The following is a 23,527-nucleotide window of genomic DNA, read 5'->3' as shown; positions in this document are numbered from 1 at the left end:
TCCACGCGCCCGTGCAGGACGCGACACAGGTTGGTAATGTCAGATCTCATTCAAAAAACGTTTCAATCCACGCGCCCGTGCAGGACGCGACTTTTATGCACTAAAAAGTCTGATTTCTGCTTCATGTTTCAATCCACGCGCCCGTGCAGGACGCGACTGGCCGCAGTTACTTTCGCTTAAACCACTTCCAGTTTCAATCCACGCGCCCGTGCAGGACGCGACGCCATGCGCCCTTGCAGTGGGATCGGGAGTGTGGTTTCAATCCACGCGCCCGTGCAGGACGCGACGTGGCTAAGGCAATGGCAACACAAAGTACCTACCGTTTCAATCCACGCGCCCGTGCAGGACGCGACGCCTGTTTTGGACCACAAGTCGTGATGCTCGTAGTTTCAATCCACGCGCCCGTGCAGGACGCGACTGTTTGAAGATGTTCAGGACAATTCAAAAGCGCTGGTTTCAATCCACGCGCCCGTGCAGGACGCGACTGTATACCCGAGACCGACAATAGCTAGCGCATCTGTTTCAATCCACGCGCCCGTGCAGGACGCGACAAAAAACAGCGACAAAAACAGGCAAATAAACTCTGTTTCAATCCACGCGCCCGTGCAGGACGCGACTGATACTAGCCTCTAATCTGAGGGCGTTTTTAGCGTTTCAATCCACGCGCCCGTGCAGGACGCGACGCCGTCAATCAAAAAGACGAGCAGCAAAACGAGGTTTCAATCCACGCGCCCGTGCAGGACGCGACAGAGTTAACATAAAAAATATGTTCCGATTAACCCGTTTCAATCCACGCGCCCGTGCAGGACGCGACTTGTACTTTTACCAATTTAAGCATTTTAAAAAAGGTTTCAATCCACGCGCCCGTGCAGGACGCGACGTTTTCCTTGGATTTTAAGCAGTTTGTAGATGATGTTTCAATCCACGCGCCCGTGCAGGACGCGACCAAATCTAAGGGGTATGATGTTTTATCTGCCATGTTTCAATCCACGCGCCCGTGCAGGACGCGACAGCATGAATGAGCGTCAAAAACGAGTTATACGAGTTTCAATCCACGCGCCCGTGCAGGACGCGACGGCCAGGTGATCACGACGCTGGACAATAACCCAGTTTCAATCCACGCGCCCGTGCAGGACGCGACAACCAGTCTCAGTGACGCCATGGCCGAAGCCACGTTTCAATCCACGCGCCCGTGCAGGACGCGACTATTGATAAAAATTTATTCAGACTCAAAACCGCGTTTCAATCCACGCGCCCGTGCAGGACGCGACCTGGTCTGGTAAGCATTAAAAGCAGCAAACAAAGTTTCAATCCACGCGCCCGTGCAGGACGCGACTGCCTTGTTGCCAAGGCCCAGCCAGCTTAGCAAAAATGCTTGGTTTGCGCTAACCTCGATAAAAATCATGGTCAAACACACTGCCAAGCCAGCGGTAATTTAAAATAGCCTTATTTTTAAAGAACATACATAAGCGCTAACCTCCCAGGGTTTTTATGAGAACCAGGGGGTAGCGCTGAGGTATTCAAATTGGGGATCAAAGAATGAGTGGATCACGAAAAATATCAATGGCCGCTTTAGCGCCGTGATGTTCCACTTTATTGTGCCAGTTTTTGCCTAATTTATAGAACCTCAGGCTGTCGACTTGTGGATCATAGATTTTTAACAACTTGGCCTTAAAACTCACCCACTGCGCCGGGTCTACTTCGCACTCAAATACTGAGTACTGTACGCGCACTCCATGATCCAGGCAGACCTTGGCAAGGTTACGTAAGCGTTTTTGTCCGTCTTCGCTCTCAAAAGAAACATCATAAGTCACCAATACCATCATAGTGTATATCCTTACTTTTTCAGGTAAAAAGGCGGGTAGCATTCTAGGTCGCCCCGAATATGCCGAGCCAGTAGCATGGCCTGCACGTGCGGCAGTAAACCCAACTGAATTTTTTCCTGTAAAAACTCATGCCGGATCTCTTCTTGCTTTTTACTCTGATAAGCCTGAAAAACCCGCTTTCTGGCTTCATCTTTTAGCGTTACGCCACCTACGCTATCGGTTGTGAAGTCAAACTCTGAAAGCTGCCCACGATTGAATAAGGTCACTACCAAGGTATCTATCAGCGGTGCCCGAAATTCTTCTAGCAGATCAAGTGCCAGACTATCGCGCCCCGGTCGTTCCTTATGTAAGAACCCCACTTGCGGGTCCAGGCCAACACCTTGCAATGCACCACTTATTTCCTGCCCAAGCACTGAGTAAAGTAACGAGAGCACAGCATTAACGGGATCTTTGGGTGGCCTTCGGCTGCGGCCATTGAATAACTTGCCATTTTGATTCGCTTTAATCACATCAGCAAAAGCGGCAAAGTAATGTGCAGCGGCTTCCCCTTCCATGCCCAGCACTTGCTCATAATCAAGCTGTACTTCCAGCTGTTCTAAGATCTGTCTGAGCCGGTTGATGGCCTTATTAAGCGTGTCACTGTCGCCATGATTGCGACGGTGGCGCTGTAAAAAAGTTCTGCTTGACCGCACTTTCGCGCTGACTATCAACCTGGCAATCTCGGTCGATGCCTGATCGATCACCCGATATTGCTGACGGCGCAGCAGCACATTGCCGGTTTGTTTACCCACCACATTTGCCAGAAACCGTCCCTGCATATCAAAAAAGCTCAGGTGCGTGCCACTTTCACCGCAAAACCCCAACAGCTGGGGAGAAACCATAATATTACCAAAGCAAAAAATACTACCAATAGAGTGAATAGGGAGCTGCATCAGCTTTTCTTTGACCCCCTCGGTGCGTTGCTCAATCAGCAGGGTTTCTCGCTGTTTATGCAAATAAACACCGTCTTTGGTGATATACAGACTGTTTTGGAGTTTCTTCATTTTTCATCCAGATTGAACATGGCCAACACATAGGCACTTGATCTGTCCCCTTGCATCAGCTTTGGCTGGCATAACTCATACAAAGAGCAGGCTTTACAGTGTTTGCCATATTCAGGTTGGGGTGTTCGGCCCTGCCTGAACAGGTTTTGGATTTGCTCAAGCAATGCCAGGGTCTGAGCACGCAATGCGGCATCAATTTCAACTTCTAAACGTTTACGCGTTTGCCAGTACCACAACGCACCCACTTCTACCTGAGTCGCCATCATTTCTTCCATGCAAAGTGCCTGAGCACACAACTGCACTTTATCCACATTGGTAGCTTTGGGCTTGCCCCGCTTGTATTCAACCGGCAAGTAGGTACTGCTTGCGGTGTGATACTCCAGCAAATCGAGCTGACCATGCAAGCCTAGCTTGGGCGCATTTACAGTAACACCCCGCTCGAAGCGCACACCTTTGCGTGACTCCGGCGCGCCACTATCTACTCGCTCATGTAACTGACGACCATGGGCCGTCAGAAAATTTTCCTGCCATACCTGTTCCAGGTGGATCAATGCACATTGCCGGGGGCAAAATAGATAGTGCTGCAACGCAGAGATCGTCACTGAGCGACGATCAGCTACGTCCGAGTGCATGATCAAAACCCTTCGATCACTTGTGGCTCTAACCCTTCCAGTGCACTGAGCAACGCATCGTTCAGTGCCGACGTATCAAGCGATTCACCATTTTCAATATGGCTGCGCAGTGTCTGGTGTACTTTGGCAGAAGAATACTGTCCCGACTTACTGTTATGCTGCCACCAGATAAGGTGAGAAACTGCCATAGAACCCTCCGGGCGTGCCGAAGAGGCATCGCCTTCAAACAGGCGAGGTAACACAGCCTTTAGCTTGTCGGCATCGTCATCACTGAAGCCGGTTTTTTCAGCTAACTGAGGCGTCATCGCACCAAAGGCAACATACGTTGCATTATCAACCCGGTGCTTCATGCCCATGGTATCTGAGCTTTTCTTTTTACCATCACCTTCACCGCTGACACTTTTGGTGATCTGGGTACTAGAAATGCTCACCGGCTCAAGGCTGAATGCACTTTGTATGGTCACCGGACCACGTACAGGGATGGATACGCCATCGCTGCCACTGCCTTTGTAGGCAAAAACCTGCCCAAATGCGCGCACGTCCAGCCACTTTTCGCAGCAAATTTTAGCCGCCGTATCGACGGGCGTTTTTTTGCTGTTAAAGGTGTCTTTGCCTACCCCAAATTCGTCTGATTCAGCGCGGCTTCTTAGGCTGGGCATGCCGTCGGATTTCTTTTCGTCCGACTGAACAAAGATACTTTCACCCGCTTCTTGTAAACGGTCGCGAATTTTGCGTTTAAGGCACACATCGGTGATCTCACCAAAACCATCGTAGTCTGTTCTTGGGCGGTTGCCATTCAGCGGATCGCCGTTGGGGTTAGCATTTTTAACGGTAAAGATCAGGGCAAAGTCAATTTTGTTCGTTAAGCTCATGGTTCATTCCTTTTAAAATTAAACTGATTCGGTTTGTGGTGAGGATGGTTCGGTTTTGTTGGTTGCTTTGGGCTGCCACTGACCTTTCACAGGCGAATGCTGCTCCAGCCACATCATCTGACTATGAAAACCAAGCAAGAATTCCGGCGATAGTTTTTTGTCTGAGTTGTACTGCTCAACCTCAGCAAATAAATCTGTAATTTGCGCCAGCTTTAGTGTGTATGCCCGTTCGAACGACTCACCATAATGAGCAAAAATACGCTGCTGATAGGGCACCAAAGCCGATACTATGGTCAGCCAGGTTGAACTGGGTTTATTCACGAAGCGATTCATATATCGCTCTGCTGTGGTCATTCGCTTGCTGTCGCCTATCGACAATGCAATTTGCTCAATCTTGTTGGCTACTGCCAGCAAGCGACCAAATAAGTAGTCGCGTGATTTGTAGTCTTCTTGAAGTGCCATCTCGTAATCCTTTTGTTCAGATTTGATTTTTGTACGCTTGTAGTAACCCCGGATCAGCGCACAGGCGACCCCTAGGTTTTGCGCCCACAGCCAGTTTTGGTCGCTTTTATAAGCCACCCGATTAACTGCGCGATGGAATGCATTGTTCATTATGTCTCTGGGGATTGGGCTGCCTTCGACGATGCAGGGGTAGAGCCGGGCCACCAGGTTTTTCTTCAGGCTTTCAGAGGATTTCAGCACATCCCCATAAGTGGCATCGAGTGTCCTGTATAACGACGGGGCACAGATCCGCCAGCCGCTGTTTTTGTCATCCAGCTTAACCCGCTGCCACCAGCCTAAGTCCAGCTGCCATTGTTTTAGCCGGGCAAGAAAATCTTCCGCCACCGTTTCTCGATAGTACAAGATCCCCATGCGTCCGGGGGTTGCTGAATCAATCCCTATCATGGCGATTTGCTCGTTTTTTTCGAGCTGCTCAGGCCCTGTCAGGCCATTAAAGTAATGGTTCAGATTATTGGCATAACGCTCACCCAGGTCCATTGTGTGATCTACTTCAGGCTTGGCTGTCATCCAGTTTAACCAGTCCTGCTCAGCCGGGTCCGGTACGGCTTTACCTGATATCGCCCAGGCCAGATAAACCTGATCGCCGGTTCTGTGACCCTGCCTTGCCAGTAACCAGCGCAGCGCGTTGTGCGCTTTTTGGGTGGCTTCAAAACTGACCGAACTGGCTTCCTGTCCGCTGCTAAAGCGTCCTCTGTAGGTATAACCACTGCTATCATTTGAAGAGATCAGTTTGGCCTTGTCGCCGCTGTGCCTGAGCTTAGCAGGATGATTATCAGACCCAGGTAACTCCTCGCCAGTCACCATACACAGTTCTGCGTTGCCGCCGTTTTGTGCATCAAACGCAATCCAGCTTTGTTGCAATTCTGGATCCAGCCAAGTTTTACTTTGCAGCTCGCCCGGTTGCTCTACACTCCAGCAAACCAGCGCAGCGCCTTGGTCAATTTTTCCCTGCTGCTTTGGCAGCAGTTTGAGTAATGAAGGAGTGTCGCCCTCCCCTGACCACTCAGTCAGGAGCACACCGTCTTGCGCATGCAATACACCCTGCTCAACTAAATCAGCAACCAGTGTTCTTTTTTCTACATAACGCAAAATCGCTTGTAAGGGGGATTTACAAAATTCCGAGTCTGCCCAGGCTTTAAGCTGGGTCAGGTATAGACCGAACCCTGGTTTTTTAATACCACCAAACGCTTCATAGTCACCGGCAGTATATTGGATCTTATCTGCCAACGGGTGGGCACATAAACCACTGCTTCTGCCCGCTGATTTTTCCGTTGCGGGCAACACAATTTGTGTTTTTTCCGGCAGGACTTCGGCTCCCAAAAACGCCCCGTTTCCGTTAAGGCGTACATGAATATGTGCCGTCTGGGGTGTGTGGCTGATAGGCATAATCTGCTCATCCAACGGCGCATCGGCAAATCTTTGCTGTGCCTGCTCGTAGGTGTCGTATAGTTTTGCAAGCCAACTCATAGGCTTTCCTCCGTACTCGCCACCGGTTGCATATTGCTATCCAGCTCAAATGCTTTGGCCTTCATATCACGAACATACCGATTTACCGGGCATTCTTTGGGCGTAGGGTAATCGATCACACCGTTTTTCATCACTGCATGCCAAAAACGGGTTCGTAATTCATCTTTGCCGGTTTCATCCGGATAATCGAAGCCATGAAACATCAGACCAAAGCCCAGTTCGTCTGTGTCATCAAACGCGCCTTTGCCTTCGCCAAACTCGCAAGGTTCCACATAGCCCTGACAGTCGCGAGTTCCCAGAAAGATATCCTGGCGTCCGCCTTTGTTCAGCATCCGCTTAGCAATGGCAAAGTGCTTACCATCAACACGATCCTGAGCCAGCTCAGGACGATGTTCATTCCATTCAAAGTGCGCCAGCACCTGATATTCAACGTCATGCAAAAAAGTGTAATAGGCCAGACTGTTACCACCGCCCCAGTTCAGTGGCTTGGTGCCTCGGGTTTGTGTTCTCAGGGGCTTAATTACCCGCACCTTATCAACATGCCAGACCAGCGTGGGCTTCCAGTAAATGGACTTTAGTACGCCCTTTATGGCCTCGTAGGTGGGGATATGGTAAGAACACTTTTCGCCACCCACCCGGGTAATGGGATCGGAAAACAACGCGTGCCGCCCCCATAAACGAAAACTGATACTGTTTTTCATATACGTTCCTTATTTTAAAAATCCTAGATAAACAAAAATGAAAAATGCAATTACAGCAACTACTACGACAGCATAAAATCTATCTTTTTGTAGTAAGCGTAATTCTTGCAGAGTCTTGGGTAACCAATCCATAAATGCACCAGCATAACTGTTCGATAGAAACAACTATAGTGCATCACAACCACAAGATCAACTTCAGTATAAGATATACTAATTGCCAAAATCGTGGCGATACAATTTCACTGATTTGAACTATTATTAGTTTAACTATAAAATTGCGCTCGTCGTGGCTACTTGCTAGCTGCGTGGATTGAAATAGTATTAGATACACTATTAAATTAAAGAGAGGCCTAGCCTCTCTTCTTTTCACTTAACATCCCAAAAAACCCTGCTCACCACAGATTTCTAAACTCAATCCAAACTCACTGCTGTAATGCTCATCCCGCAGGTAGTACACCGGCTCTCCCTCTGCTATCGGGTAGGCCGCTTCACTATCCAGCAACTGCTTTAACTTGTGAGTAAACACATTCACGCTGTACTTTTGTGCTTGTTGTAACAATGCACGGTACTGCGCCGCATCGAAGCGTTTATCGAGCGCCAGCAGCGCGCTGATCAGCGTTTTGGCTGTATCGTCATACGGGACTATCACCCCCTGCGTGGGCGCGTTGATTGCTTTAAACGCTTTACCCGCAGCCATAAATGCCTGCCTGATCGCAATAGGCGACTTTTCAATGTTCTTTTCGTTGCTGCTGAGCAAGTCAACCAACTGGCTTTGGCCTTTGGTCAATCCATGCGCGCCTGTCGGGTAACCCATTTCATCGCAACGCTCATAAAAGTATTTATCGAAGTAACGTGTGGTATATTCGGGCGACAACAGCTTGGCCTCATCAAAGTCATCCGCATCCAGGATATACTTAGTTGCTGCAACGCCCTGTTTGATATCCATCAGCATAGTGAGGTTTTCTTTGTGCGGATTCACCACCAAAACTTCGCCCATGCCTTGTTGTCTGCCATGGCGATTACAACGCCCGGCTGCCTGCGCAATGGAATCCAGGCCTGCTAAAAATCGCACTACAGTATTAAAATCAACGTCAACGCCGGCTTCGATTAGCGCGGTTGACAGGCATAAGGTAGGCAAGCCGTCTTCTAGGCGCGACCTTATTTCGTCAAGTTTTGCTTTGCGGTGCGCCGCGCACATATCTGTGCTGAGATGAAAAATACCATCCGGCCAGGCTAAGTGTTCATTGAGTGCGTGATACAAGGCTTTAGCCCAGTGTTTGGTATTCACAATAACCAGACAACTGGTATTAGCTTCAAGCTGCTGTGCGATAAGCGTTGTGAGTTCACTTTCGTCCCAGCCCCGAGGCCGCACAAGGTTGCGAACCGTAACACGCTCCAGTGCCTGATAGAGCTTTGAAATATCCGGAGTCAGCTCATTGTCACCTGTGAGTGCCAGCTCACCCCGTGGCCTTACCCGCTCGGGTAGTTTGTTCAGTAGTGGCTGTGTCGCGGTGCACATCACGGCTGTGGTATAGCAATGCCGGGTCAAAAAGTTCACGGCGTTATTAAACAGGTGAACACAATTAATCGGTAAGGTTTGGATCTCATCGAAGATCAGCACCACCTTGCTCAGCTGGTGCAAACGTCTTACGCCACGTGTGCCGCCACCAAATAGGCTCTCAAGAAACTGCACCATAGTGGTAAACACAATGGGTTTATCCCAGTTCTCGCAGGCCAGTTTGGTGCGCCAGGTTTGCACTTCGGGCTCCAGATTTGAGTGATGTTCAAGCACCCATTGCTCACCCAGCTCATCACCAAAGACGTCCCTGACTGCCTGGGCATTTTGCTCAATAATTGAGGTGTAAGGGATCACATAGATTATACGGTCGAGCTGGTGTTGTTTAGCATGGTGTAAGGCAAATCTCAGACTGGCGAGGTTTTTTCCTCCCCCCGTCGGCACGGTAAGGCTGTATATGCCCTGCTGACCTAACGCCTTTTGTTGGCAATTAGCTGAAATAGCCGCGCGGATCTGGTTAATGCCCTCTGTATCAAATCCGGCAATTTTTGACTCTAAAAGCGCACAAGCCATGTGCCAGTCTGCTTGTGTATTGCGTGCGGGATCATTGCCGGGTGTTTCAAAGTCGGCGCTGTCTGTTCTGTCTGCATCAATTAAGCAGCTAAACCAAAGTTTAACAAACATGCCCAGATAAAAGTCATGTTCTGTTTTGTTTGAGCAATACGGGCTAAGACTGCTTTTAAGCGCTTGTGCAGCTGATTTTAAAAAGTCATAACCAGCCAGCTTACGGGCTTCGTTCAGAACATCTGGGTCGGCATTCTCAATACACTCGTTAAGGTGCGCGTCTTCTTCTCCTAGTTTTAGCCTTTTCAATAAACCGCCACCTGGTTCGGCCAGGCAATTGATCAACCCACTGTGGTGAGACACAATACATAAAGCCAGTCCCTGCACAACGACCATGCAGTACTGGCTCAGTGAGCTGTCTTCTTTAATAATCACAGGGGCAATCTGCATAAGGTGGTTAACCAACCATTGCGCACCAGCGGTGGAGTGATTGATTGTGCCTTTTTGTCCCTTCACCGTTCTTGCCAGGGATTCAATATCCTCATCCAGGTCGGGGTTAGCATGGGCCTGCTTTAAGGTAATAATATCGTCCATATAACCTTGAAAAGCGGCGCTATACTTACCAAAGTCGTGTAACAGACCAATCAAGGCACCGGCTTGTGCATAGCCAAATTTTTCGGCAAGGGCTTCAGCCAGCTCTTTGACTGCGCGCAAATGAGTAAGGACGCTTTGATGTTCGCTTCCTGTTGCTGCGGGGTGGGCAATAAATGGCATAAAACTCCTTTTTAGCGCTTAATTTATTGTTTATTTTGCCTATACAGCTAAGAATGTAAATTAAATGAATAAATTTTTAAATTAAAATGTGATCTAAAACAATGATGGCAACACCTGAAAAGCTTCTAAACAAACTGGATAGCTGGGTCACAAGCTTGTTGGAGCCCGGCACTTTATTCCCTTGGTGCCTTTTATTCTGTTGGGTTTACCTGACGGCACAATATGAGTGGCTCAGTGCCATGTTGGGTGCCCCAGTTTTAGCGGCTATTTTTACTCTGCTAATAAGCTTTGCTATTTTTCTTACTGGCCTAATCTTAGTAGCACTTGGTATTTTGTGGTCATTAGCTGGACAGCTACTATGTCCAAACATACCCATAGCGAAATCTCGATTACCCTAATAAAAAGGGCAAGGCCTAAACATCGATTCGTAACTTGCTAAGCTAAGATTAAGGATCACCGAAAGGCCAAGCTTTGTGGACAAATACCCCGCACTCCTTCAACTATATATTTCAGTCCACGCGCCCGTGAAGAACGCGACAGTAGCGTTAGGTATTTTGGCTCAGCATCAACTGGTTTCAATCCACACGCCCGTGAAAGACGCGACGCGATAAACAACCCGCCCATGGTGCTGCCAACGTTTCAATCCACGCGCCCGTGAAGGACGCGACGTTTTCTGATTTGTGCGACATTTACATAAATCGGTGTTTCAATCCACGCGCCCGTGAAGGACGCGACTGCTGGTCTGCGACTGGATATTGAAGCCAAGCAAAGTTTCAATCCACGCGTCCGTGAAGGACGCGACACAACCCACTACGCGCCGCAATGTGCGTATATGCGGTTTCAATCCACGCGTCCGTGAAGGACGCGACGAGTCATTATCAAAGTGGCAAGAAAAGGTCTCTGTTTCAATCCACGCGTCCGTGAAGGACGCGACATATGGTACCAGGCAATATCAGAGTTGAATGAAGGTTTCAATCCACGCGTCCGTGAAGGACGCGACGCGTAGCAGGAGTTTAAAAGTGAGTATTGAAACAGTTTCAATCCACGCGTCCGTGAAGGACGCGACACGAGCAACTTTACCTGGCAACGGACGAAAGGGGTTTCAATCCACGCGTCCGTGAAGGACGCGACAGCCCCGAACGCTACTCAGTACGGCCCTAAATGAGTTTCAATCCACGCGTCCGTGAAGGACGCGACCTCTTCCAGCCAGTTCGCAAATACCAATGATGCGTTTCAATCCACGCGTCCGTGAAGGACGCGACGCTACCATCATACAATCTGCTATGGATGCACGCGTTTCAATCCACGCGTCCGTGAAGGACGCGACTTGTAGTTTTAATTTAGTTCTAAATTACAACCAAGGTTTCAATCCACGCGTCCGTGAAGGACGCGACCGACACGCATCAGCGCTTTTTGCCTGTCATCAAGTTTCAATCCACGCGTCCGTGAAGGACGCGACTAAAAAATCGGGGGTGGCTATGAAGTCTATTGAGTTTCAATCCACGCGTCCGTGAAGGACGCGACGATATATATCCCGCAATTCTGCATCAAGTTCGACAGTTTCAATCCACGCGTCCGTGAAGGACGCGACATGCCATTACTTTGATAAGGTGCTTGAGTATTAGTTTCAATCCACGCGTCCGTGAAGGACGCGACCAATACAATCAAGCCCTTTCTGGATGATTGAAAGTTTCAATCCACGCGTCCGTGAAGGACGCGACTTGAACCTTCCTGCACGTAGTGGCTCAGGTTGTCGTTTCAATCCACGCGTCCGTGAAGGACGCGACATGAAACTACATCACCGTAGCCGTCAAATTTGAGGTTTCAATCCACGCGTCCGTGAAGGACGCGACCTTTGCTCTATGACGTGCCCACCAGCTTTTAAATGTTTCAATCCACGCGTCCGTGAAGGACGCGACCCACGCCAGTCGCGTTTTCTTCGACAAAATAGTTTCAATCCACGCGTCCGTGAAGGACGCGACTCGGAAACCGCCAAGTACCCGCAGAAATGCGGGGTTTCAATCCACGCGTCCGTGAAGGACGCGACTACGTCCGCGAGCGTCTGGATATTCGTCCAGAGGTTTCAATCCACGCGTCCGTGAAGAACGCGACCCGCTCGTTCGTACTCAAGTTCGCAGCAGCAGCGGTTTCAATCCACGCGTCCGTGAAGGACGCGACGTGGAGAAGTGACATGATACACGCAACCTGCAAGTTTCAATCCACGCGTCCGTGAAGGACGCGACCGAATTAATCGAAGCCGAAGACGGGGTGATGCTGTTTCAATCCACGCGTCCGTGAAGGACGCGACAGCCCCGCAAAATCCAATCTTTAATTTGCAGGCGTTTCAATCCACGCGTCCGTGAAGGACGCGACAGTAACGCTGACTGAATACCGCCAAAGTACTGGGGTTTCAATCCACGCGTCCGTGAAGGACGCGACGATTATATTTATCAGTGTCAGATTTGATTTTCGTGTTTCAATCCACGCGTCCGTGAAGGACGCGACTTGAGGCTGCCCAGTTGCTAACTGTGTACTCATGGTTTCAATCCACGCGTCCGTGAAGGACGCGACGCCAATGTCCAGTAACTCACAAAATTTGGGTTGTGTTTCAATCCACGCGTCCGTGAAGGACGCGACAAATATAATCATGCATTAAATCCTTTTTACCACTGGTTTCAATCCACGCGTCCGTGAAGGACGCGACCTTCACCAGGTACATATTCAAGGCCATTGGAGCCGTTTCAATCCACGCGTCCGTGAAGGACGCGACACAGAAAGTTGTAGTTCGCAACATTTACAAATTAGTTTCAATCCACGCGTCCGTGAAGGACGCGACTAAGGCGTCGATTTTTAATCTGGTGTATCCCGCGTTTCAATCCACGCGTCCGTGAAGGACGCGACGCCCCATTGTTGATAGCAACACAAATAGCCATGTGTTTCAATCCACGCGTCCGTGAAGGACGCGACGACAGCAAGTTCACAGTGCTTCCCGGTAAAAACGTTTCAATCCACGCGTCCGTGAAGGACGCGACAACCTCCGGTGACGCCGATGAGCTAACAGATTTGGTTTCAATCCACGCGTCCGTGAAGGACGCGACTACTGAAAAAATGATGTGTGAATATCGAGCAAGTTTCAATCCACGCGTCCGTGAAGGACGCGACGGAAGAACGACAATTGTTCAAAGCCCAGGCTATTGTTTCAATCCACGCGTCCGTGAAGGACGCGACCTCTGGGCTTGAGAGACTGGATTTGTTTGTCTGTGTTTCAATCCACGCGTCCGTGAAGGACGCGACGCCTGTACCACAGACCCCGGTGTGTACTATCGGGTTTCAATCCACGCGTCCGTGAAGGACGCGACTAAATACAGGCGTCATGCGATTAGTCCCATAAACGTTTCAATCCACGCGTCCGTGAAGGACGCGACGTACAATTTTCGCGCCTGCATAACGCTGCATATCGTTTCAATCCACGCGTCCGTGAAGGACGCGACTGGGGCACCTTTGTGATTGACCAGCTCTACGATGTTTCAATCCACGCGTCCGTGAAGGACGCGACTCTGCTGCACTGGTTGTTCAAAACGTCGCAATGGTTTCAATCCACGCGTCCGTGAAGGACGCGACCATACAGAGATTTCATTTCAACCCCTGCACAGTTGTTTCAATCCACGCGTCCGTGAAGGACGCGACGGGTTGGCGGGCCTTTTCCTTTTCAATTTCGACGTTTCAATCCACGCGTCCGTGAAGGACGCGACACCCATAGCAATACAAAACGCCGCCCAATCTGATGTTTCAATCCACGCGTCCGTGAAGGACGCGACTAATGACACAAGTCCAAGGCGACTTCGTCGCTCTGTTTCAATCCACGCGTCCGTGAAGGACGCGACAAAATTTCAGAAAGAGCTTTGCCACACATGCGACGTTTCAATCCACGCGTCCGTGAAGGACGCGACCAGGAATTGGTTAATAGTGGTGAGCTAAAAGGTGTTTCAATCCACGCGTCCGTGAAGGACGCGACCTCACAATCATGCTCGTGCAATAGCCACGCATGGTTTCAATCCACGCGTCCGTGAAGGACGCGACAATGAGAGAGCCGCCAACTGGTGAGTACGTAATTGTTGTTTCAATCCACGCGTCCGTGAAGGACGCGACATCGTATAACGGCCGATGCGTTGCTCAGTGTGATGGTTTCAATCCACGCGTCCGTGAAGGACGCGACCAAAGCAATCGAATCAGCAAGACACCCACACTTGGTTTCAATCCACGCGTCCGTGAAGGACGCGACCCACGCCACGAGATAGCTAATAATCACCACGCTGTTTCAATCCACGCGTCCGTGAAGGACGCGACCTTAAATCCCGATTGGGAGACCCCTCCGAGGATAGTTTCAATCCACGCGTCCGTGAAGGACGCGACTGGTGCGGTCATTCTGGGTCGCATAGAGTGCTCAGTTTCAATCCACGCGTCCGTGAAGGACGCGACAAAAGAGATGTTTGGTACGAGTCAGGGTATAAAGTTTCAATCCACGCGTCCGTGAAGGACGCGACCAGCTACCGGAGGGCAATACGGATAGCAAGGACCGTTTCAATCCACGCGTCCGTGAAGGACGCGACACAAAACATGATCACCGCAAGAACTATGGCTGCAAGTTTCAATCCACGCGTCCGTGAAGGACGCGACCTTCAAGTTGTGACTATAAGGTAAGGTACAAAAGTTTCAATCCACGCGTCCGTGAAGGACGCGACAGCCATCCAGTGATCACCCATATTCTGCCCTGGGTTTCAATCCACGCGTCCGTGAAGGACGCGACTTTTGACTCGTTTTTCGACGATGAGTTTGAAGAAGTTTCAATCCACGCGTCCGTGAAGGACGCGACCATTAAATCGGGTCGTCACGTGTATGCTCGATTGTTTCAATCCACGCGTCCGTGAAGGACGCGACAGCCTTAGCTGTAAGGCACAGCCAGCTTAGCAAAATTGCAGGTTTTGCGCTAACCTCGCAAAAACAATACGACCAACCCAGCTCTAATCTAAGCAGCTGAAAAAATATCTTTATTTTTAAAGAACATATAAGAGCGCTAACCTCCCGGGATTTTCATGAGAACTAAGGGTTAGCGCTACCTTTCATGTTTCAGGTTTTTTTAGCGATTAAATATAGACTTTGGCAAGCATATTTGCCCAGGAACAGAGATCTTCTTTACGCCCCATTATTCCTGCTGGTGCCAAACACATAGCCCAGTAGTGCGGTGAGGGTTGGGAAGAGCACATTGAGTATGATCAGCTGGAGCGTGTCGAACCAGAATGCACGGAAGGTGGCGCGCTGGCTGGCGAGCAGCTCAAGTTTGGCCTGCATTTGTTCGGCGCTGAGTGTGTTGTCTGGGTTGCTGGTGATGGCGTTAAAAAAGCGGATTTCGCCCCACACAAAAATGCTGAGAATAATAAGCAGAAAGCCAATTAATACTGCAATGATCCCCCAGGTGAGGTTCACACCGGCTTTTTCTTTGCCGGTCAGTGGCTCCGGATCGGATACCGGGGCTTCCATGGGTGATGAGTCCTGGGCAGAGCTTAAATCCAGGTTTTGCCATGGCGATGGAGTGTGGTTTTGGTCGCTGTCCTGTGCGTTCCCTGTCATCCTGTGTACCTAGTGTTGTGCGCTCGGCTTTGATTTGTTGATGTTATTGAGTTCGGGCATGACCAACCGATGTACGTCTTTGCCTTGTTTGTCTGCCGATAAAATGGCTCTGTCATGCACCACTTCGTCAGATGCCCAGTCCAGCAGCGTGAGTGCAACTTTGGTCAGATCGCTGGATTTTTTTAATCCTAAGCGTTGTTGTAGCTGCGCCAGATAGTCTGCGTCGACGGAAAAGCGTACTTCAGTTTTTTTACTGTCTGCCATATTTACTCCAAAAAGTTTCCGGATTTCTTCCAATATTAGTGGAATAAGGATGGGGGTGCAAACAAAACAATGCACAACTCTTTCATTGTTGAAGATCAAAAAAGGCCAGTCAAATGGCTGGCCCCCTACTTAATGCTTGTAATACGCGATTTAGAAGCTGTATCTAAAATTAACGTCCAGTGTATTGTAGTCGTCAACGTTGCGATACTCTGTATTTACCGAGAACATGCTGTTAAAGTGATAGCCTGCACCTACAAAGAAAAGTGGACTGCTATCGCCGTCTTCTCCGGTGGTTTTTTCGTAGCCTAACCCTGCTTTTAATTCAATATTTTCCAGCACTCGTGTCTGATATTGACCACGCAAACGATAGATAGTGGCATCGTCCTCAGCAGACGCGCCCGATGGTCTGACCGACACGCTTCCGTCCTGGTAAGCAACCGTCAGCGTACTATCCAGCGACAGGTCAACTCGACCAATATGCAGGCTCACATCAAAAATAGACGTTTCGTCGAGAGTGTGGATATAGCCTGCACCCACTGTATATTGCTGAATTTCAAATTCAGTATCCAAGGTCCAGAATTTTGGATTTGTAGACCGCAAAAACGGATCGCTTTGGCTTACGCGAAGATCATCACTCACATTGTAGTAACGACCTTCTATATACAGGTTATCAAAGCGCTTGCTCACTGCCAGATTGATGCCTGCCAAACCATCAAGTGGCTCAAGATCTTTGTCATCAATTGCAAAACGTTTGTAGCCCACTTCTACATTATCAAGGTTAATCGTGTGAGCCGCCGCAGGCGCACCAGCCAAAAGCGTGGCTAATCCAGCCACAAGAGATAACTGCTTCATCGTTTTCCTTTTTACTCTATCTCAAAACATACCACCTATCGGACCTATTTTGGCCCGGAAATAGCTGCGCGCATTATAAATATTTGATCTAAAATGTACAGGATATATGCATTAAGTTCATGATAAGTAGTCAGAAAGGGAATAAGATTAGTTTTCTTCAGGCAGGATATAGGCCTGCTACGATGCAGGCCTAGTGTTAATGATTACTCACACTGCGCCGCAGGAAAGGTATCAACCTCATCGGTAATGTGTGCAGTGTAGCTATTATTGGTAATCGCAGTGGTACCGTAATGACCCGCGTCAGGACCGATTGTATAGCTATTTTGTGCCCCCAACCCTGCGCGGATAAAGGCTTCGGCGTCGGTTTTTGCATTACCATACGCGCGCACTATATTCAGGCCTTGCGATTGTAACTGTTGGATCTGCTCAATCTTATACTCCGCCGTTCTGAATAAACTGGTTTCATTACTCAAAGAAGTACGTAAAAAACCACGCGGCAAGCCCATCCAGTTCAACCAGTCACGAGTGCCTTTGGCATACCAGTATACACGGGCAGTCAGGTAAACAGGCTGATAGCCCAGGTCGAGGTATCGGCGCACCAGGCTATAAGCGCCTTCTTTTTCATCGGCGCGGTCAATCCCTGTATAGTCACCAATTTGCTCTGCGTCGGATTCCGTCAGAGTACCATCAATATCGAACAGAACCGCCTGCGTATTTGGCTGAATGACGGTCACAAAACCTTCGGTACCGCTGCCATCCGCAGGCACCGCTGCGTAAATGCGATACTGCCCGGCGTTCATTGCCGGCAGTGTGACACTGGCTTTGCCGTCGCTGTTGGTCACAGCGTCACCCAAGTAACGCCAGTCACTGTCCTGCTGAGCACGCAAATAAAAACGCACTGTTTCAAACTCGAGATCTTTGTGAGCAATCGCGCCATAATCGAACTTTGCTGTTACGGTGACACTGTTGCCTTCGGCCACCACTTCATCATGGATCATATGAAAACTGGGCAACCAGGTAATAAAGCGGTTAAGACCATTGCGATAGCCCGCGCTGGGGACATCAGGTTTAGTATAGTTTTGTTCAATCCAGCTCGGATCCGGACACTTTGGCAGTGCTTGTGCGCCAAATGTGCATGCAACGGCCGCAATAGCAACCGCTTTAGCTGTGATATGAGTCAACCTTGATAACTTCATACATACTCCCGTCGTTTAATTCGAGGCAAGAATATATACTCTAGATTACATTTTTATTAACGCAAGATTTTCACATTAACAAACATTTTAACAACAAAGCATATTTCCGTTGTCATCGGGTAAAGATGACTTTGGGCTTTGCTGGCTCTGCGGTGCGCTCTGGCTGGGATTTTCTGGGTGTCTGGCTATGCGCAGACAGGCTTTTTAACGGGGTGGAGTGAATATTGTGTTTTTCGGCTACCCAGGCATATTGTCCATAAGATTCAAAGATGTAGTTACCACTCGGAAGCTGGATCTGGCCATAGATCACGTCATCAGTCAGGGTCAGATAAACATAAGAGCGCTCGTCAGACTGCTTGCCCACCTGACCTGTGAGTCGCTTTTCCTGCCCTGTTTCGGTGATATTTATGATTTCAGAACAGATTTTTTCCTGGGTTTGCGGGATCAAAAACTCAAAGCTGTCGCCCATTTCCAGGGTGCGGATGCTTTTAACGTCCAGCTCCACGTACGCTTCGTCATACAACTCATAAGGGACTGTGGTGCCCGATTTGAAGAAAGCTCTGGCGTGCTGTGACTCTTTGTTGATGGTGTAGTAGGTACTTTGTAATTCATGTTGTGGCAGTCTCACGCCACTATTATGCTGGGCAGCCGTCATCGCTGCTGGCTCATGCGTGATGGCCAGTTGCAATTCGGTCACGTTCAGCGGCGCGCTCACCTGCTCGCCCGACGTGTCCAGACCGTCAGGGGAAGTCTGCTCGTTGCCATAAAACAGCAACAAAACGCATGACACTAACCCAATGACGCCCATTAATATGTAAGTGAACACTTTCAACATATCAATAAATTAACAAATGAAGTACTAATGGGAACATTAATTGCTCTGCCAGTATTTATCAAGTGAGATTAATAACAGTACCGGCTGCCAGCGCCGCCTCTGTACATAAATAAACTAATATCAATATGTTAAAAGAGAAACACTATTTACCTTTGTTTACATTGGCCAAACTGCCAATGCGCTGAATTTTTTACTAAAAGGGCTAAATTTCACCCAGATGGTGCGCATCTGAGCCCGCTGGTGCTATGCTTGAAGCTTAAGAAAGTCTGATAATACGCCTGAACATACTTACCAGAGTGCAGGCAGCAACCGGAGCACACATAGGTCGATTTAATGCAGGTTCATGATCTTACACTGATGCTGTCGTTGTGGATTGCATCTCTTACTGGTGCGACTCTGCTGTTTGTGATCTCGAAAATGACCCAGACCATCACCGGCACCCGTGTTTGGTCCCTGGCTATGTTGTTGCTTTCCTTTGCCTATTTATCACAACTGAGCATGCAAAGCCTGGATGTTCAGTGGCGCGTTTTAACTTTTAATACCTTCCTGATACTGGGGCATTCAGCCTGGCTGATCGGCACCTGGCAATTCGTCGAACGCACCCCGTCAAAACAAAAAGTCGCCTGGCTGATCGTGCCTGTATTGCTCATCTCCTGGCTGACAGCCACCGTATTTCCTGAACGGGAGCTACGTATCACGCTGATCGGCATTTGGCTGATAGCAGTACGTTGCCATTATGCCTGGGTGCTATACAAACATGCACGTCAGGACAAAAACGAATTTCTGGCCGCCAGGATCGCTATCGGGATCGTATGTCTGGAGGTCTTTTTCTCGATTATGTATACCCTGCAAGGCGCGCTGGGCAACCTGCCACAAATCGGAGAAGCCTTTAACTGGGTAGCTGGCTATACCTGGGTTGCCGCCTTACTGGGGATCCTCGCCGGTGCCCCGATTTTATTGCTACTCAGTGCCGGGCGCTTTGTGAAAGCGCTGGAATTTGCCGCTAACCATGATCTGCTGACCGGGCTGCTCAATCGCCGCGGGCTGGCCAGACAACTCACCGAACTGCTGCCACTGAGCAAAAGAAAGTGTGACTCTCTCACCGTGATGATGATAGATCTCGACCATTTTAAGCGCGTCAACGATTTGTACGGTCACCAGAGCGGTGACCGGGCTATTGTCTGTATTGCCGAGGTACTCAAAACACACTTTCGTAGTGCTGATCTACTGGCACGCTGGGGCGGAGAAGAATTTTGCCTGGTACTGTTTGACATGCAATCCGACATGGCGGCAAGCTGCGCAAACAAACTACAAAACGCCTTTGCGCAACAAAGTCTGCAACTGGGGTTGGGTGATACCCCTTTGACCATCAGCATTGGTATTGCCTGTAGCCGCGAGATCAGCCAGCAAGGCTTCGAGACCACCCAAAACCAGGCAGACAGCGCCCTGTACGATGCCAAGCATGCCGGGCGAAACTGCGTGAAGGTGGCCAGCATGACACTAAGCCTGCTCGAAGAAACGCCCTGATCTACCGTTAAACACTCAGCTGATGGGTCAGGCTTTCAAGCATAGGCGTCGTTGGCCGACCTATCAGGCGGCTCAACGTACCGCTATTCTCATACAGCCAGCCCGCATTCGCCTGAACTTCAGCATCGGCCAGCAACGCCGCAAATCCGGCCGGTAAACCCAGCTGAGTCAAAAAATCCGCATAATGTTGCTCAGACACATAGTTTGTCAGTACAGTTTTGCCACTGAGCTCAGTGACCCAGTCTGCCAGTGCCTGTAAATTAAAACTCTGATCGCCCGCCAGCTCATAGGTTTTGCCAGCATGGTTCGGCTCGGTCAGTACCACCGCTGCTGCCTCGGCATAATCCCCCCTCGCAGCACTGGCAATTCGCCCTTCATGCATTGCACCAACAATGGTACCCGCTGCAATACTGCCAGCAATCCCTGCACTGTAGTTTTCGTTATACCAGCCGTTGCGCAACAACACATAAGGCACATCCGACGCCTTAATCAACTGCTCAGTATCCCGATGCTCATCACTGAGTTGCATGGGTGACTTGTCGGCATGCAAAATACTCGTATAAGCCAGCAGCGTCACACCCGCTTGTTTCGCTGCGTGAATAACCGCGCTGTGCTGACGTACCCGCTGACCAATCATATTACCCGAGATAAGTAACAACTTACTTACCCCCTCCAAAGCATTAGTCAAGGTTTGTGGCTGATCGTAATCTGCTGCTCTGAGTGTTATTCCTAGATGATTTAACTCCTCGGCTTGTTCGGGGTCGCGTACCAGTGCCACTATCTGCGACGCCGGAACACGCTTCAGTAAAGCCGCGATTACCAGCCGACCCAACTGACCATTTGCACCTGTTACTGCAATCATATTATCTCTCCACTGTTTGTGTTTTATGTTGTTGGGCTTATTGTCAGGCAAAATGACTGTTATCATAAGGTGGTCATTACAAAATGAAGTGTTCTGAAAATGATTACAATCAATCATGGCTCGCTGAAATTACTGGCTATCTTTGCAACGGTGATCGACAGTGGCAGTTTTGCGGCCGCCGCACGACGTTTACACTCCAGCCGCTCACGAGTAAGTGAACAGGTTTCTCAGTTAGAATCGCAATTAAATGTGCGTTTGTTGCAACGCAGTACACGCCAGCTAAAGCTGACCCAGGAAGGTGAAAAAATACTGCAACATGCCCGCCAGTTAGACGGAATATTACAGCATATAGAAGCGGAACTGACGGATACTGAGCCCAGTGGCCGGGTCACGTTGACCATGAATCACGACATTGCGCATAAGTTTATTCTGCCCAAACTCGACAAACTGGCACAACGTTATCCGCAGATCAGCCTGGATCTGATTGTCGATGATGACCCGCTCGACCTGATTGAACAGCAAATTGACCTGGCTATTCGGATTGGCTTTATTCGTGATGAATCCTTGGTTGCCCGCATTCTCCATCAGGAGCGCTTTGCCCTGTTTGCCAGCCCCACATTGCTGGCACAGTATGGCATGCCTAACACAGTGGCTGAGCTGGAGGCCATGCCCTGGCTGATGCTCAAACAAACCGCCGAGCAGGGCGCTCAAATGCTGTTTGATAATGGCGAGCCTGTGATGATCCAACCCCTTCGGCATCACAGTTGTAATTCGCCTTACCTGTTGCAGCAAATGGTCGTAAGCGGGCTTGGTGTAGCAACCTTACTACCTTCTACCGTGCAACAGGAGATCAGCGATGGCAAGTTAGTCACACTCTGTGAATCGTTGCACAGTGAACCGCTGGTGTTTTCTCTGGTTTATCCGTCTCGCCATCAGGTGCCACAACGTACCCGGGCCGTCATTGACTTTTTACTTTCGGAGTCGCTGTTTCAACTTTAAATTCGATTTAAAAGAACATTTGACGCGATTTTTAGAAATTTTAAATACTAAAAACGAATTTATACTGTTTCATATCGGCTGAGGGGACAACAACGAAGCACGTTTCCCGCAAGCCCAGGCTTAAATATTACGCACTTGAGGAAACGGTAATGACTAAACTAATTCAACTATTCGACCAAAACACAACGCTGTCTCACATTGCTGCACTGCTTGCACGCATTGGCTTGTCGGCCATCTTTATTCTCGCAGCGATGAACAAGATCCAGTACTTTGAGGGTAACGCACAGTATATGGCATCAAGCGGCCTGCCTGGCGAGTTACTACCACTGGTTATTGCCTTTGAGTTAATCGGTGGTCTGATGATACTGGGTGGCCTGCTAACTCGTCTGACAGCCATTGCATTCGCTGGGTTTAGTCTGGTCAGCGCACTTTTGTTCCACTTTGATCTGGCAGATCAAATGCAGTTTATTATGTTCTTCAAAAATGTTGCGATGGCGGGTGGATTCCTGGCGCTGGCGGCCTATGGTGCGGGTAAATTCAGTATCGACCACAAAATACTGGCCTCTCAGCCAATCGTAAAAGGTAAATTAGCTTAATACATTAGCGGTAATAACGCGCGCGGTGGCTCAACGCACCGCGCGTGTTTGTATTTATTCTGACGCCATAACACGCTTACCATTGGCATCAACTACCAACAGATAAGACTGGCCAAAGTCACCGTTACACAAATCAATGGCGTTGCCAGCGACCTCAAGCCCGTCAGCACAACTGCTGACTTCATAATAAGCGGTCACCTGACCTTTTTCAGTGGTGGTGACTTTTTCGCCCCCAACCATCACGTCATAGCTGCCATTGGCAAACAAACGTACGTTAAAAACATCCGCTTTATTTTCCTGTTTTTTGCCAACCACAGACAAACTGCGTTCACCGTCTGCTTCCCAGGCAATCACCCACAAACTGGCACCATCTTTCAGCGTGGTATTCATACGCTCTTGCTTTTCACCACTGTTGCTGTCTTTAACACCCAGGTTGATCATGTTATTGATGGCTTTGTAGCTGTAGCTGTATGTCTTGCCCACTTCTTTTGCAGGTACATCCGCTGACACCACACTGCCGCTGTCAAATAAACCGCTATAACCCGAACTGATAGACCTTCTTTTCGCGTGAAAATCGGCCATATAGTCCAGAGAGTTAACAAAAGACATTTTCGCATCATGGCTCAGCTGCTCGTCCAGCTCGTCACTACCTTCACCACATCCAGTCAGGGCTGCTGATAAACCCAGCAAAACTGCAAGCCCTAATCCTTTGTTGACGTTGTTCATAATCATCTCCGTAAATCCATCCAATAAAGAATAATACTGCCAGGCAATGCTTTGCCTGAGTTAAGTCTTAAGCACCATCCAGGCTGTTTACCCACAGCGCTAGCAAACGGTGTTGTTTATTTGTG

Annotated in this window: 17 protein-coding genes and 2 CRISPR repeat arrays (1 of these 19 cut by a window edge); of the genes, 3 read left to right on the top strand and 14 right to left on the bottom strand. The window is 49.3% G+C overall.

The annotated features are described in order from the left end of the window. Positions 1–1,336: a CRISPR direct-repeat array (repeat unit 32 nt; unit sequence GTTTCAATCCACGCGCCCGTGCAGGACGCGAC) (it extends 3,486 nt beyond the left edge of the window). Positions 1,337–1,532: 196 nt separating this feature from the next. The 12 genes from cas2 to QNM19_RS03275 all read right to left on the bottom strand — a co-directional run bounded on the left by cas2 (position 1,533) and on the right by QNM19_RS03275 (position 18,692). Continuing rightward, on the bottom strand, positions 1,533–1,826 hold the full coding sequence (gene cas2 / locus QNM19_RS03330) for a CRISPR-associated endonuclease Cas2 (protein WP_046007370.1): 294 nt from the start codon (positions 1,824–1,826) through the stop codon (positions 1,533–1,535). Positions 1,827–1,837: 11 nt separating this feature from the next. Continuing rightward, on the bottom strand, positions 1,838–2,869 hold the full coding sequence (gene cas1c, locus QNM19_RS03325; protein WP_049865515.1) for a type I-C CRISPR-associated endonuclease Cas1c: 1,032 nt from the start codon (positions 2,867–2,869) through the stop codon (positions 1,838–1,840). Then, positions 2,866–3,501, bottom strand: a complete 636-nt coding sequence (gene cas4 / locus QNM19_RS03320) for a CRISPR-associated protein Cas4 (RefSeq protein ID WP_049865516.1) — start codon at positions 3,499–3,501, stop codon at positions 2,866–2,868. The genes cas1c and cas4 overlap by 4 nt, the downstream gene beginning before the upstream one ends. A 2-nt stretch (positions 3,502–3,503) precedes the next feature. Continuing rightward, entirely contained in the window at positions 3,504–4,373 is an 870-nt protein-coding gene (gene cas7c, locus QNM19_RS03315; RefSeq protein WP_049865517.1) for a type I-C CRISPR-associated protein Cas7/Csd2, read from the bottom strand. Between the two features lie 18 nt (positions 4,374–4,391). Continuing rightward, positions 4,392–6,362 carry a type I-C CRISPR-associated protein Cas8c/Csd1 gene (cas8c, locus tag QNM19_RS03310; protein WP_284026318.1) on the bottom strand — a complete coding sequence of 657 codons (1,971 nt, stop codon included), beginning with the start codon at positions 6,360–6,362 and terminating at the stop codon, positions 4,392–4,394. Continuing rightward, complete coding sequence (cas5c, locus tag QNM19_RS03305; RefSeq protein WP_049865520.1) at positions 6,359–7,063, bottom strand: type I-C CRISPR-associated protein Cas5c; 705 nt, start codon at positions 7,061–7,063, stop codon at positions 6,359–6,361. The genes cas8c and cas5c overlap by 4 nt, the downstream gene beginning before the upstream one ends. 370 nt (positions 7,064–7,433) lie before the next feature. After that, positions 7,434–9,917, bottom strand: a complete 2,484-nt coding sequence (gene cas3 / locus QNM19_RS03300) for a CRISPR-associated helicase Cas3' (RefSeq protein WP_284026317.1) — start codon at positions 9,915–9,917, stop codon at positions 7,434–7,436. Between the two features lie 506 nt (positions 9,918–10,423). Further along, positions 10,424–14,855: a CRISPR direct-repeat array (repeat unit 32 nt; unit sequence GTTTCAATCCACGCGTCCGTGAAGGACGCGAC). 255 nt (positions 14,856–15,110) lie between these two features. Beyond that, on the bottom strand, positions 15,111–15,545 hold the full coding sequence (locus tag QNM19_RS03295; RefSeq protein ID WP_049865391.1) for a hypothetical protein: 435 nt from the start codon (positions 15,543–15,545) through the stop codon (positions 15,111–15,113). Positions 15,546–15,554: 9 nt separating this feature from the next. Next, positions 15,555–15,809 (bottom strand): hypothetical protein, encoded by a 255-nt coding sequence (locus QNM19_RS03290; protein WP_010379919.1) that lies wholly within the window; start codon positions 15,807–15,809, stop codon positions 15,555–15,557. A 150-nt stretch (positions 15,810–15,959) separates the two neighbouring features. Then, positions 15,960–16,661, bottom strand: a complete 702-nt coding sequence (locus tag QNM19_RS03285) for a porin (RefSeq protein WP_049865390.1) — start codon at positions 16,659–16,661, stop codon at positions 15,960–15,962. A gap of 203 nt (positions 16,662–16,864) precedes the next feature. Further along, positions 16,865–17,857: an LNS2 domain-containing protein gene (locus tag QNM19_RS03280; RefSeq protein WP_049865389.1), complete on the bottom strand. Its 993-nt coding sequence runs from the start codon at positions 17,855–17,857 to the stop codon at positions 16,865–16,867. 112 nt (positions 17,858–17,969) lie between these two features. Then, a complete protein-coding gene (locus QNM19_RS03275; protein ID WP_156202361.1) occupies positions 17,970–18,692 on the bottom strand; it encodes a hypothetical protein in 723 nt (240 codons plus the stop codon). A gap of 333 nt (positions 18,693–19,025) precedes the next feature. Between QNM19_RS03275 and QNM19_RS03270 the strand changes: the two genes are divergently transcribed. Then, positions 19,026–20,219, top strand: coding sequence for a GGDEF domain-containing protein (locus QNM19_RS03270; protein WP_049865387.1), 1,194 nt, complete (start codon positions 19,026–19,028; stop codon positions 20,217–20,219). A gap of 7 nt (positions 20,220–20,226) precedes the next feature. On the opposite strand, the gene QNM19_RS03265 is transcribed toward QNM19_RS03270, so the two are convergent. Beyond that, a complete protein-coding gene (locus tag QNM19_RS03265) occupies positions 20,227–21,081 on the bottom strand; it encodes an SDR family oxidoreductase (protein ID WP_049865392.1) in 855 nt (284 codons plus the stop codon). Positions 21,082–21,180: 99 nt separating this feature from the next. Here QNM19_RS03265 and QNM19_RS03260 point away from each other — a divergent pair, with 99 nt between their 5' ends. Then, positions 21,181–22,080, top strand: a complete 900-nt coding sequence (locus QNM19_RS03260; protein ID WP_049865386.1) for a LysR family transcriptional regulator — start codon at positions 21,181–21,183, stop codon at positions 22,078–22,080. A gap of 149 nt (positions 22,081–22,229) precedes the next feature. Further along, positions 22,230–22,676 carry a DoxX family protein gene (locus tag QNM19_RS03255; RefSeq protein ID WP_049865385.1) on the top strand — a complete coding sequence of 149 codons (447 nt, stop codon included), beginning with the start codon at positions 22,230–22,232 and terminating at the stop codon, positions 22,674–22,676. Between the two features lie 54 nt (positions 22,677–22,730). On the opposite strand, the gene QNM19_RS03250 is transcribed toward QNM19_RS03255, so the two are convergent. Then, positions 22,731–23,402 carry a hypothetical protein gene (locus tag QNM19_RS03250; RefSeq protein WP_049865384.1) on the bottom strand — a complete coding sequence of 224 codons (672 nt, stop codon included), beginning with the start codon at positions 23,400–23,402 and terminating at the stop codon, positions 22,731–22,733. Positions 23,403–23,527 lie beyond the last annotated feature (125 nt).

The organism is Pseudoalteromonas ardens (assembly GCF_030125445.1).
GTDB lineage: Bacteria > Pseudomonadota > Gammaproteobacteria > Enterobacterales > Alteromonadaceae > Pseudoalteromonas > Pseudoalteromonas ardens.
This window is presented reverse-complemented; position numbering and strand designations above follow the sequence as displayed.

Coding starts and splice junctions, on each gene's coding strand:
- cas2 (WP_046007370.1), bottom strand. CDS start 1,826: ATGATGGTATTGGTGACTTATGATGTTTCTTTTGAGAGCGAAGACGGA.
- cas1c (WP_049865515.1), bottom strand. CDS start 2,869: ATGAAGAAACTCCAAAACAGTCTGTATATCACCAAAGACGGTGTTTAT.
- cas4 (WP_049865516.1), bottom strand. CDS start 3,501: ATGCACTCGGACGTAGCTGATCGTCGCTCAGTGACGATCTCTGCGTTG.
- cas7c (WP_049865517.1), bottom strand. CDS start 4,373: ATGAGCTTAACGAACAAAATTGACTTTGCCCTGATCTTTACCGTTAAA.
- cas8c (WP_284026318.1), bottom strand. CDS start 6,362: ATGAGTTGGCTTGCAAAACTATACGACACCTACGAGCAGGCACAGCAA.
- cas5c (WP_049865520.1), bottom strand. CDS start 7,063: ATGAAAAACAGTATCAGTTTTCGTTTATGGGGGCGGCACGCGTTGTTT.
- cas3 (WP_284026317.1), bottom strand. CDS start 9,917: ATGCCATTTATTGCCCACCCCGCAGCAACAGGAAGCGAACATCAAAGC.
- QNM19_RS03295 (WP_049865391.1), bottom strand. CDS start 15,545: ATGACAGGGAACGCACAGGACAGCGACCAAAACCACACTCCATCGCCA.
- QNM19_RS03290 (WP_010379919.1), bottom strand. CDS start 15,809: ATGGCAGACAGTAAAAAAACTGAAGTACGCTTTTCCGTCGACGCAGAC.
- QNM19_RS03285 (WP_049865390.1), bottom strand. CDS start 16,661: ATGAAGCAGTTATCTCTTGTGGCTGGATTAGCCACGCTTTTGGCTGGT.
- QNM19_RS03280 (WP_049865389.1), bottom strand. CDS start 17,857: ATGAAGTTATCAAGGTTGACTCATATCACAGCTAAAGCGGTTGCTATT.
- QNM19_RS03275 (WP_156202361.1), bottom strand. CDS start 18,692: ATGTTGAAAGTGTTCACTTACATATTAATGGGCGTCATTGGGTTAGTG.
- QNM19_RS03270 (WP_049865387.1), top strand. CDS start 19,026: ATGCAGGTTCATGATCTTACACTGATGCTGTCGTTGTGGATTGCATCT.
- QNM19_RS03265 (WP_049865392.1), bottom strand. CDS start 21,081: ATGATTGCAGTAACAGGTGCAAATGGTCAGTTGGGTCGGCTGGTAATC.
- QNM19_RS03260 (WP_049865386.1), top strand. CDS start 21,181: ATGATTACAATCAATCATGGCTCGCTGAAATTACTGGCTATCTTTGCA.
- QNM19_RS03255 (WP_049865385.1), top strand. CDS start 22,230: ATGACTAAACTAATTCAACTATTCGACCAAAACACAACGCTGTCTCAC.
- QNM19_RS03250 (WP_049865384.1), bottom strand. CDS start 23,402: ATGAACAACGTCAACAAAGGATTAGGGCTTGCAGTTTTGCTGGGTTTA.